The organism is Halovulum sp. GXIMD14793 (assembly GCF_054457435.1).
The window spans coordinates 61,251-72,582 of sequence record NZ_JBTLNE010000012.1 but is presented as its reverse complement, the minus strand read 5'-3'; the positions used below and the strand labels follow the sequence as shown (position 1 = coordinate 72,582).

Genomic DNA, 11,332 nt, shown 5'->3' with positions numbered 1-11,332 from the left:
GACACGCTCCCGAATATCCAGTGATAGCGATTTGCCCATGTTCCACCTCCAAATATAGTGAATCACAAAATCCGCATCGTGGGAATCCCACCGATTCAGATTTCAAGGACGGCGCTCTAAAGCCAATCGCGCAGGATGGGGATCAGCGGAATATCGGCGGGCGGCATCGGGTAGTCGCGCAGGTTTTGCTTGCGCACCCACTTCAAAACCTGCCCCTCCTGCGCGGTTGGTGTTCCGGACCATTTGCGGCAGGCAAACAGTGGCATCAGCAGGTGAAAATCCTCGTAAGCATGGCTGGCGAAGGTCAGCGGTGCCAGACAGCTTTGCCAGGTGTCGATGCCCAGTTCCTCCTGAAGCTCGCGGATCAGGGTGACCTCGGGTGTTTCGCCCGGTTCGACTTTGCCGCCGGGAAATTCCCACAAGCCTGCCATGGACTTTCCTGCCGGACGCTGGGCCAGCAGCACCCGGCCGTCCGCGTCAATCAGCGCAACGGCGGCAACAAGAACCAGCTTCACGACCGGTAATCCGCATTGATGGCAATGTAATCGTGGGTCAGATCACAGGTCCAGATGGTCGCCTTGCCCGCGCCAAGACCCAGGTCGACACCAATCACGATCTCCTGCGCTTTCATATAGGCCGCACCCTGATCCTCGGAATACCCTAGCGATACCCAGCCGTTTTCTGCCACGGTGATATCGCCAAAGCGAATGGTCAGACGGTCGCGATCCGCCGGTTGGCCAGCCTTGCCAATCGCCATGACGATCCGGCCCCAATTGGGATCCTCGCCAGCGATGGCTGTCTTGACCAGCGGGCTGTCGGCAATGGCTTTGCCGATGATATGGGCCGCGCGATCATCTGAGGCCCCGGTGACACGGATTTCAACGAATTTGGTTGCCCCTTCGCCATCACGCACCACCTGATGTGCCAGATCCAGCATCAGATCGTTCAGTGCTGAATGAAACGCTTCTATGCGTGCATCACCCACGATGATCGGCTGCATATCGGCCTGCCCAGTGGCCGCCATCAAAAGACTGTCTGAGGTAGATGTGTCGCTGTCCACAGTAATGCAATTAAACGTTTCATTCGCGACATCAGTGACAAGCCCTTGCAAAACCGATGGATCAATCGCCGCATCGGTAAAGAGGTAAACCAACATGGTCGCCATATCGGGCGCAATCATCCCGGAGCCCTTGGCAATCCCCGTCAGGGTCACGGGAACACCATCCAGATCGACGGCCCGAACCGCGCCCTTGGGATAGGTGTCGGTCGTCATGATCGCGCGCGCCGCATCCGCCGCCCGATCCGCCGACAGACCGGCGACAAGGTCATCCATGCTGGCCAGAATACGATCCTCGGGCAGCGCCTCGCCGATCACACCGGTTGAGGACATGAACACATGGCTCTCAGGCAGGCCAAGCCGTTCGGCCATTGCGCTGGTACAAGCACGGACAGCATCCATGCCGCGCGTGCCGGTGAAGGCGTTGGCATTACCGGAATTCACTAGAAACGCATAGCCCCCCGCGCCGCCAGCAGGCAGACAGTCCTGACACCACAGGACCGGTGCTGCGCGGGTGGTGGATCGGGTGAAAACACCCGCGATGGTGCTGCCAGCGGCAATCTCTGCCACCATGACATCGGTTCGTCCGGTGTAACGTACCCCGGCGGCGGTGGCAGCAAAGCGCACGCCCGCCACCGGTGGCAGATCGGGAAACGCCGCTGGTGCCAGCGGCGAAACCTTGCTCGTCCCGGCCATTACTCGCTGCCGAAGATCGCCGTGTCACGGATCGCGGCTGCGGGCACGCCGTCAGACGTGTACTCTACTTCTGCCGCGTCGGTCAGTGCCTTAACCTTGGCCTCCACCTGCTGTTGCCGCAGGCGTTGGTCCAGCGTTGCCTCCATCTCTTCCATCGTTGGTAGAGGCTTCTCGCGGGTTTCGTTCAGCTTAACGACATGCCAGCCGAATTGCGTCTGAACGGGGGCAGAGATCGCGCCCGGCTCAAGCGACATGACGGCCTGTTCGAATTCCGGTACCATCTGGCCCGCACCAAACCAGCCCAGATCGCCGCCATTGGGGCCAGAAGGGCCGACCGATTTCTCTTTCGCCAGTTCGGCAAAATCGGCGCCGCCATTCAGCGCCTCTACCAGCGCTTTCGCTTCGTCTTCGGTCTCGACCAGAATATGTGCCGCACTGTATTCGACGGAGGGTGGGATGCCCGCGATCGCCTCGTCATAGGCTTTTTGAAGATCTTCTTCTGAAACCGGCTCTAGATAAAATTCGTTAGCGATCTCTTGCGCTTTCATAGCACGCACTTCGTTCTCAACCGTCAGGGCAAGCGGTTTTGAGATGGTGCCGCGCGCCTCAAGCTGTTCCAGCAGAATCTGATGTTCGACCATCTGCTGCAAAATACCGTCCAGAAGCTGCTGATCCTCAAGCTGCTGATACTGCGGTGGCAGGCGGTTCACCATCACCGCAACATGACCCAGTGTGATGGCCGTACCGTTGACAGTCGCCAGAACTGTATCGGAGTCATATTCGACGGCCTCATCGGCTGCCGCATCTGCGGCCCCCGTCGCATCCTGAACCGCGTCCTCAGCCGCTTTGGCGGCGTCATCTACCATATCTTCAGCTGACTTAACCGCGTCTTCAGCTTTTTCTTCTGCAGCTTTAACCGCTTCTTCGGCTTTCTCAGTTGCCGCATCGGCAGCATCCTTAACCTGCTCTTCCGCAGCCTCAAGCGCTTTCTCGGCCTCGGTAAGTGGTTTGGTGGTGTCCTGTGCAACCGCAAAGGGTGCAGCGGCGACCAGGGCCAGGACCGAAGCGGTCAATCCGAAAATGCGCATGAGTTTCTCCTGTAGTGCCGCTTTGCATCGCGTTGCGGCCAGACTATGACGCCCATACGACGATGGGCAGCGTTGACACCATTGTGCGTGCTGCTTAGATGTGCCCGGTCCGGGGTGCTGCACAGCACGTTTCACCGCTCACATAAAGCGTCATCGCCAGACCGGCAAGTCACCAGACCGGTGCCGCTGACAGGAATTAGGGTCGCCACCGGCCAGGGGCTGCGTGGCACAGGCAGAAAGACAGGTTCGTCATGCTCGGATTGGGCACCGCAACGAAAAAGATTTTCGGCACCGCAAACGACCGCAAGATCAAGGCCCTGCGCCCCATCGTCGCCAAGATCAACGCGCTGGAACCAGAGTTCCAGGCGCTGAGCGATGACGGTATCAAGGAAAAGACGGCGGAATTCCGCGACCGGCTGAAAAAAGGTGAGACGCTGGACGATCTGCTGCCCGAAGCTTTCGCAAACGCGCGCGAGGCGGCTCTCCGGACTTTGGGCCTGCGTCCTTTCGATGTGCAGTTGATGGGCGGCATTGTTCTGCATCGCGGCAATATCGCCGAGATGAAGACCGGTGAGGGTAAGACCCTTATGGCGGTGCTGGCGGTGTATCTGAACGCGTTGACCGGGCGCGGTGTGCATGTGGTCACGGTGAATGACTATCTGGCCAAGCGTGACGCCGAATGGATGAGTGTGGTTTACGCCGCACTTGATATGACGGTCGGCACAGTGGTGCCGTTTACCCCGACATCGCCCGACCCGATGGCTATGGAACAGGCGCGTCGCGATCACGAGATTGCCAAACGCGAGGCATATCGCTGCGACATCGTCTATGCGACCAACAATGAGTTGGGCTTTGACTATCTGCGCGACAACATGAAGGCCGATCTGGATCAGCTGTTCCAGCACGATCACTACTTCGCCATCGTCGATGAGGTGGATTCGATCCTGATCGATGAGGCGCGGACCCCGCTGATCATCTCGGGCCCGACGGAGGACAAGTCGGATCTGTATATCAAGCTGGACCAGCTTATCCCGGAACTCACCGAAGAACATTTCGAGGTCGACGAGAAATTCCGCCAGTGTTCGCTGACCGAAGAGGGCAACGAGTTTGTCGAACAGCGGCTGAAGGCGCTAGGTTTCCTTGACGAAAATGCGACGCTTTATGATCCGGAAAGCGCCTCTCTGGTGCATCACATCACCCAGGCACTGCGGGCGCACAAGCTGTTCACCAAGGACAAGGATTATATCGTCCGCAAGGATGAGGTGATGCTGATCGACGAGTTCACCGGCCGCATGATGGAGGGACGGCGGATGTCCGATGGCCTGCATCAGGCAATGGAGGCCAAGGAAGGTGTGCCGATCCATCCTGAGAACGTGACCGTCGCCTCGGTGACTCTGCAGAACTACTTCCGCCTTTATGACAAGCTGGCCGGAATGACCGGAACCGCGATGACCGAGGCCGAGGAATTCCAGACGATCTATGGCCTTGGCGTTGTCGACATCCCAACCAACAAGCCGATTGCGCGCGCCGATATGGATGACCGGGTCTACCGGACCCAGCGCGAGAAATACGAGGCTGTCGTCGAACGCATCAAGAAAGCGCATGACAAAGGGCAGCCGACGCTTGTCGGGACCGTTTCCATCGAAAAGTCGGAACTTCTGTCCACCATGCTGAAAAAGGCGGGTATTCCGCATAATGTTCTGAACGCTCGGTTCCACGAGCAAGAGGCACAGATCATCGCCAATGCCGGTATTCCCGGGGCTGTGACGATCGCAACCAACATGGCCGGACGTGGCACCGATATTCAGCTGGGCGGCAATGTGGATGCCAAGATTCTGGAACAGATCGAAGCCGCTGGCGAAGGGGTCGATCCGCAAGAGATCCAGAAACAAGTTCATGCAGAGGTTGAAGAGCTGAAGCAAAAGGCGCTGGATGCAGGCGGTCTGTTCGTTCTGGCGACCGAGCGTCACGAGAGCCGCCGCATCGACAACCAGCTTCGGGGCCGTTCCGGGCGTCAGGGCGATCCGGGCAAAACCCTGTTCTACCTAAGCCTCGAAGATGATCTGATGCGCATCTTTGCGTCTGATCGCCTTGATGGCATGCTCAAGCGTCTGGGCATGAAAGAAGGCGAAGCCATCGTTCACCCTTGGATCAACAAGGCATTGGAAAACGCCCAGAAAAAGGTCGAGGGCCGTAACTTCGATATCCGCAAGAACCTGCTGAAGTTCGATGATGTGATGAACGACCAGCGCAAGACCATGTTTGGGCAACGGCGTGAGATCATGGAACAGCAGGACGTGTCCGAGATCGTCTCTGATATGCGTGAGCAGGTGGTCGATGATCTGGTCGATCAGTTCATCCCTGAGGGCAGCTATCCCGACCAATGGGACACCAAGGCGCTCTATGGCGAGGTGATCAACACCCTGAACCTCGACCTGCCGGTGATGGCCTGGGGCGAGGAAGACGGCGTCGATGACGAGGTTTTCCGTGATCGCCTCAATGACGAGGCTGACAAGGCCATGGCAAAGAAGGCTGCGAATTATGGCTCCGAGACCATGCGCCAGATCGAAAAGCAGGTTCTGCTGCAAACCATCGACAAGCAGTGGCAGGAACATCTGCAGGTACTTGAGCATCTGCGCTCTGTCGTTGGGTTCCGCAGCTACGCACAGCGCGATCCTTTGAACGAATTCAAGACCGAAGCCTTTGAACTCTTCGAAGGTCTGCTCGACCGTCTACGGCTGGAGGTCACGCGGCAACTGGCCCATGTCAAGGTTATGACGCAGGAAGAGCAGGAAGCCGTTATCCGGCAAATGCAGGAGCAGGCGCGTCTGGCTGCCGAACAGGGAGAGGCGGCCGCCAGTGACGGTGCTGCACCCGCCGAAACCGCTGGGGCGGATCCGGTCGACTTCTCAAATGTCGGGCGAAATGAGCCTTGTCCGTGCGGCTCAGGCAAGAAATTCAAGCACTGCCACGGGCGGGCCTGATGCAAGATATATGTCTGGTTCACGACGGTTGTGATCGGTTTCCCGGCCGTCGCCCCCTTGAAATCCGACCCCAATATACCCTATTGTATAGGTATGGACACAATTTTGCCCTTAATTCGGGCTAGATGTTGTCTTGTCAAAGAATCGCTTGGCCAAGGTTTAGGGGGCTGTTGCTGGAAGGACGCAATTTTAACGAACGTCTGTAAACGTTCTAAAAGATTGCAAAATCCCCTATATACTGGTCGCGGTTAAATGGTGGTCTTTGGAGGGACCTCGCGTGAAACTAGACGATCGATTTATGACGATTTTCACCGTTCTGGTGCTGATTATCGGCGCTGGGGCGATTATGAATCGTGGTGATGGCAGCGGGTCGCTGCTGGGTGGCTCGGGTGCGTATAAGGCACAACCTGACGTGTTTACCCTGCGTGCGGGCCGCGTTCAGTCGTTGGACGTTCTGTTAAACGACTACAACGCTGACCGTGTTAATCCCGACGAGTTGAAAATTGTAAACGCGCCAAGTTGCGGGTCAGCTTTGGTTGTGGCTGGCACGATTCAGTTTTCCGAAAGCCACGCCTGTGAGGGCCAGGTTCTTATGCAGTATTGCGTCCCGTTTGAGGATGCCTGCGAAGTTACCGTCGTCACGCTGAACGTTCTTAAGGTGGAAAACATCCCGGCAGCCGTCTCCTCCAACGGCAAGGGTGAGCCTATGATCATGGCTGACGTCACGCAGGGTAATTCGCCTACCGGTTTTGCAAATGAAACCTCTTCCATGCAGGTGCCAGTACGTCTGGAAGTGCCAAGCACCGCTGAGGTGACTACACCGACAGAAGCTGTTGCCGAGATTCGCAATCGTGATGTGCAGGTGGCTGTTGCCACAGACATCGGCGACATGGGGCAGAGCGATCGCGCCGTATCGGTTGATAACTCCACTGCGCGCGTCAGCCGTGTTGGTGGTGGTGACGTTGCCCTGCAGGCCCCGGCGCTTGAAGGTGAAGAAAGCAATATCAACATCGCTGGTGCGACCACATCGCGCCCGAATGTTTCCGCGCCGCGTCCTTCGGCACCGACCGGGTTCGGGGCTGGCACTCAGGGTCTGGAAACCGCAATGTCGTTGCCCAGCAGCCCGTCGTTGCCATCGCAGGGTGGTAGCTCGCCGCAGCCTCCAGTTGCACCAACACAGATCGCAGCTGCCGATACCCGGCCCGCCACGCCAGTGTCACCGCAGGTTGAAGCGACCCCGGTCGTTGAAACGCCGGTTGCCAGTGTTGAGGCTGTGGAAATCACGCCGACTGGCAAATCGTCGGATGTTGTTGCAACCGCCGATATCGGCATCTTTGAAGAAGTGCCCGGTCCTGTTGTCGCCGAGACACCCAACGATTCTGGGGTTATTGCCAATCTTGCCCGCAGCAATTCTTTCCTTGGCGTAACGGTATCCGCCGCCAAAGGTTTGCTGTCGCCAGAAGAGGGTAGCGAAGCAGCCGCGCGTGCTGACACATCAACCTCGCGTCCCAACACTGGTGAGTTCGCCGTCGCAGGCGGTGTGGCACCGGATGGCACCGCCGTGATTGATAGCGCGCGTAGCATCCCGCTGCCGCAGATCGACCGCCGCTTCGCCCCTGAAGGCGAAGAGCCAGAGCAGATCGTTGCGTCGTTGGACTCCAGCCGTCACAACGAGGTTGTGTTCAAGCGCATCTCGCGCCCAGCTCAGCGGCCTGTGCAGTTGAACACCGATGACGTGGCAGTTGATGGGCGGCCACAGAGCGGTATTCAGATCATCTCTGAGCCGGCTCAGGTTGCATCCCTGAACGTCGAAGAGCCTCAGCCGACACGTCCTGTCGAGGTTCCTGTGACGGCTGGATGTGGCATCGACATGTCGCTGCAGACCTCCCATGGGGATGGCACCGAGATTGTTGCGACCGTTGTGTCGCCTTGCCGCCCGGGTCAGCAGTTTGCCGTTGGCCACGCTGGTCTGAAGTTCTCAGCCGAAACTGACGCCGATGGTGTTGCGAACTTCGTTGTCCCCGCCATGGTCGGAGATGCTGAAGTTGCGGTTATGTTTGCCGATGGTGCGAACCAAAGCCAGAGCATCCAGGTGCCCAATATGGACCGTGTGACCCGCGTTGCGGTGATGTGGTCCGCCGATATCGACCTGGACTTGCACGCCCGCGAATTCGGCGCGCAGGCTGGTACAATCGGCCACATTTGGGCGCAGCGCCCCAGCGACCCGCAGAAAGCGCGTCGTGCTGGCGGCGGCTACCTGACTGTCCTTGGCCCGCAGAATGGCCCAGGTCTGAAGGCTGAGGTTTACACCATCATCAAGTCCAGCCGGACCCAATCCGGCTTGGTGGATCTGTCGCTGCAACTGGCTGGTGTCGGCCAGCAGTGTGAGAACCGGCCCGAGATCCACACCATGCGCTCTGAAGGGGCACGCGTGGGTCGTGATCGGGACCTCCAGTTCACGATCAGCGATTGCGCTAATGCAGCCGGCACCGTTATCCGGAACGCCGTGCAGGACATCCGCATCGCCCGTCGCTGATCCGGACCTGACCAAAAGATTTGCAAACGCCGCTTTCCCGAAAGCGGCGTTTTTCTTTTGAGGGGGATGGAATCCAAAGCGAGGACGCTAACGCGTGTCGAGATAAACCTGAGACACAGGGTTGTCCTGAAGCGCAGTGATAGGCCGATAGAGCGTACGCGTTTCGATTTTCAGTGATGTCTCATGGTAAACTCGAAACGATTTAGGCAGAGAACCTTACCTGATCAACATGAACTGGGGTCAAAGTTTTAAGCGCATAATGGATGCGCGAGCAAAAGCACCTCGCGAAATGCCTGAGACATCACGCATCATCTAACATGTTGAAATCTTTGACTTCAGGCGGCGTTAGGTGATTCAGGGCTTTCAGCTGACGCTTCAAAGCAGATCAAGGGCGCGAAAGCTGGCATCGCGCTCTTTCCCGATGATCACGTGGTCGTGCAAGGTAATTCCCAGCGACAATGCCGCCATCTCAACCTGTCGCGTCATATCGATATCACTTTGCGACGGGGACGGGTCGCCGGAGGGATGATTATGCACCAGAATAAGCGCTGACGCGTTCAGTTCCAGTGCGCGCTTGACCACCTCGCGCGGATAGACCGGCACATGGTCGACGGTGCCTTGCGCCTGAGCCTCGTCCGCGATCAGCACATTTTTGCGATCCAGAAACAGCACGCGAAACTGCTCGGACGTCCGATGGGCCATCGCCGTTTTGCAGTAGCTCAGCAGATCATCCCAAGACGCGATCACATTCCGGTTCAGCACCCTGGCCTGTGCCAGCCGATGCGCCGCAGCCTCCACAATCCGCAACTCCTGAATCACGGCCTCACCAACGCCCTTGACCTCGGCCAGCCGGGCCGCTGGTGCCGATATGACATGATTGAAATCGCCGAACACCTCAATAAGGTCCTTGGCTAGTGGTTTCACATCGCGGCGTGGAATGGCGCGGAACAGGATCAGCTCCAACATCTCGTAATCCGCAAGCGCAGCTGATCCGGCGCTCATGAAGCGCTGCCGAAGGCGTGTGCGATGGTTCACCTGATGCCGTTCAGCCATTACCGGCAGATCGTCAGCGCCGGACGCCGGGGACGCACAATCAAGAAGCGGAAACTTGGAAAACCCGTGATATGCCATAGCCCACCCATAGCGCCTGGGTGGTTAAGGTCAGCTTAAAGCGTTTCGGGATAAACCTGAGACAAAAGTTTATCCCGAAACGCGGTGATAAGCCTATATGGCGTACGCGTTTCGATTTTATGTGATGTCTCAAGGTAAACTCGAAACGCTTTAAGGCCAGCTCAGCCCCAAGTCGGATGATAGCGATCCCCGGGCGAGAGCGTGAATATCTCAACCCCTGTCTCGGTGACACCAACCGAATGCTCGAACTGAGCCGAAAGTGCCTTATCCTGGGTCACGGCAGTCCAACCGTCTTTCAGCGGTTTGGTCCGGTACGTGCCCATATTGATCATCGGTTCGATGGTAAAGAACATGCCTGGTTCAAAAACCGGGCTAGGCCCCGGCTGCACGCAATGCACAACATTGGGGGCAGCATGAAACACCCGGCCCAGCCCATGACCACAGAAATCCCGCACAACGGAATAGCGCTGCGCCTCAGCGAAGGTCTGGATCGCGAGGGCGATATCGTTGAACGTATTGCCGGGCCTGACCGCCTCGATCCCTTTCATCAGCGCATCATGGGTCGCCTGGATCAACCGGTGCGCATAGGGCTTGGGTTTGCCTGCGACATACATCCGGCTGGTGTCGCCAAACCAGCCATCGACAATCACCGTGACGTCGATATTCAGGATGTCACCGTCCAGCAGCCGGTCATCATCGCGCATTGGATCATCACGCAGCGCGTTGGTTTCCTTTTTCCAGCGCGGGATTGGACTGCCCGGAATGCCATGGCAAACCACATGATTGACCGAGATACAGCTGGCGTGTTTGTAGCCTTTATAGCCGATCGTGGCAGACACAGCCCCGGCGGCATCAACAGCATCCTCGATCCGCTGATCCAACTCGCCTGTTGTCACCCCCGGGGCAACATGGTCCGCGATCATATCCAGAATACTGGCAGCCAGCTGGCCAGCCTTGTGCATTCCCGCAAAATCTTCGGGCGCGTGAATGCGAATTCCATCGCTGTTCAGCCGTGTAGTGCCGGGGCCGTCCAAGGCAAACCTCCTGAAAATCGGCTATGTGCAGCCTAACATAACTCGCGCGCAAGGTCAGTGTCGTCCGACAGAACGGGCAACTCAGCCGCAAGCGAAATCTCCTGCAGGCTGATATCGGTCATATGACACAGGGTTTCAACCCCTGCGTCATAGGCCTCGGCTGCAGCGCGTGCGTAGTCCGGGTCAATATCGGCGAACAGGCGGAAGTGTCTGCAATCGGTGCGCTGGACGACATAAAGCAGAACCGCCCGCGCCCCGCCGCGCGCAACACGGGCCAGCTCGCGCAGATGTTTGGCCCCGCGCGCCGTGCGGCTGTCAGGAAACTCTGCCAGACCGGGCTGCCGGGAAAGATGCACGTTCTTGACTTCCAGAAAGCAATCGGGCCGGTCCGGGGCGGTCAGCTGAAAGTCCACCCGGCTGGCCTCGCCATAGGGGACCTCGCGCCGGATATCGCTATAACCTGCAAGGGTGGGAATGCGGTTCGCCCCCAGCGCCTCAGCCACCAAACCATTGGGCAGCGAGGTGTCGATCCCGACAAAACCGTCGGGCACTTCCAGCAACTTCCAGCGATAGGGCAGTTTGGCCTTGGGGTTTGTGTTGGGCTGCAACCAGATACGGCTACCGGGCGCATCAACACCAGTCATGGCCCCGGGATTGGCGCAATGTGCCGTAACCTCCGCGCCGTCCTCAAGCGTGACGTCAGCGAGAAATCGTTTATATCTGCGCAAAAGGCGGGCTGGAACCAAAGGCGGATCAAATCTCATATCCCCTGCTAGCCCGGCCCAGAGATCGGCGCAAGGAGAGAG

At 58.2% G+C, this 11,332-nt stretch carries 8 protein-coding genes; 2 read left to right on the top strand and 6 right to left on the bottom strand.

Annotated elements, in window-relative coordinates:
• Window positions 1–116: 116 nt before the first annotated feature.
• The 3 genes from mutT to ACW9UQ_RS05025 are packed head-to-tail and all read right to left on the bottom strand — an operon-like array spanning window position 117 to window position 2,841.
• On the bottom strand, window positions 117–515 hold the full coding sequence (gene mutT, locus ACW9UQ_RS05035) for an 8-oxo-dGTP diphosphatase MutT (RefSeq protein WP_458929907.1): 399 nt from the start codon (window positions 513–515) through the stop codon (window positions 117–119).
• Window positions 512–1,753, bottom strand: a complete 1,242-nt coding sequence (argJ, locus tag ACW9UQ_RS05030) for a bifunctional glutamate N-acetyltransferase/amino-acid acetyltransferase ArgJ (protein ID WP_458929906.1) — start codon at window positions 1,751–1,753, stop codon at window positions 512–514. The genes mutT and argJ overlap by 4 nt, the downstream gene beginning before the upstream one ends.
• Window positions 1,753–2,841, bottom strand: a complete 1,089-nt coding sequence (locus tag ACW9UQ_RS05025; RefSeq protein ID WP_458929905.1) for a peptidylprolyl isomerase — start codon at window positions 2,839–2,841, stop codon at window positions 1,753–1,755. Before ACW9UQ_RS05025 ends, argJ begins: the two co-directional genes overlap by 1 nt.
• A gap of 251 nt (window positions 2,842–3,092) precedes the next feature.
• On the opposite strand from ACW9UQ_RS05025, the gene secA reads away from it, so the two are divergent.
• Window positions 3,093–5,825 carry a preprotein translocase subunit SecA gene (gene secA / locus ACW9UQ_RS05020; protein ID WP_458929904.1) on the top strand — a complete coding sequence of 911 codons (2,733 nt, stop codon included), beginning with the start codon at window positions 3,093–3,095 and terminating at the stop codon, window positions 5,823–5,825.
• A gap of 277 nt (window positions 5,826–6,102) precedes the next feature.
• A complete protein-coding gene (locus ACW9UQ_RS05015) occupies window positions 6,103–8,361 on the top strand; it encodes a hypothetical protein (RefSeq protein WP_458929903.1) in 2,259 nt (752 codons plus the stop codon).
• Between the two features lie 375 nt (window positions 8,362–8,736).
• Here ACW9UQ_RS05015 and radC read toward each other — a convergent pair whose 3' ends face one another.
• The 3 genes from radC to sfsA form a co-directional block, all read right to left on the bottom strand.
• Window positions 8,737–9,414, bottom strand: a complete 678-nt coding sequence (gene radC / locus ACW9UQ_RS05010) for a RadC family protein (RefSeq protein WP_458929908.1) — start codon at window positions 9,412–9,414, stop codon at window positions 8,737–8,739.
• 239 nt (window positions 9,415–9,653) lie between these two features.
• On the bottom strand, window positions 9,654–10,526 hold the full coding sequence (map, locus tag ACW9UQ_RS05005) for a type I methionyl aminopeptidase (protein ID WP_458929902.1): 873 nt from the start codon (window positions 10,524–10,526) through the stop codon (window positions 9,654–9,656).
• A 32-nt stretch (window positions 10,527–10,558) separates the two neighbouring features.
• On the bottom strand, window positions 10,559–11,290 hold the full coding sequence (gene sfsA / locus ACW9UQ_RS05000) for a DNA/RNA nuclease SfsA (RefSeq protein WP_458929901.1): 732 nt from the start codon (window positions 11,288–11,290) through the stop codon (window positions 10,559–10,561).
• Window positions 11,291–11,332 lie beyond the last annotated feature (42 nt).

What these genes read in the sequence shown, in the direction of transcription:
- argJ (WP_458929906.1), bottom strand. Translation starts at nt 1,753, where the DNA reads ATGGCCGGGACGAGCAAGGTTTCGCCGCTGGCACCAGCGGCGTTTCCC.
- ACW9UQ_RS05025 (WP_458929905.1), bottom strand. Translation starts at nt 2,841, where the DNA reads ATGCGCATTTTCGGATTGACCGCTTCGGTCCTGGCCCTGGTCGCCGCT.
- secA (WP_458929904.1), top strand. Translation starts at nt 3,093, where the DNA reads ATGCTCGGATTGGGCACCGCAACGAAAAAGATTTTCGGCACCGCAAAC.
- radC (WP_458929908.1), bottom strand. Translation starts at nt 9,414, where the DNA reads ATGGCTGAACGGCATCAGGTGAACCATCGCACACGCCTTCGGCAGCGC.
- sfsA (WP_458929901.1), bottom strand. Translation starts at nt 11,290, where the DNA reads ATGAGATTTGATCCGCCTTTGGTTCCAGCCCGCCTTTTGCGCAGATAT.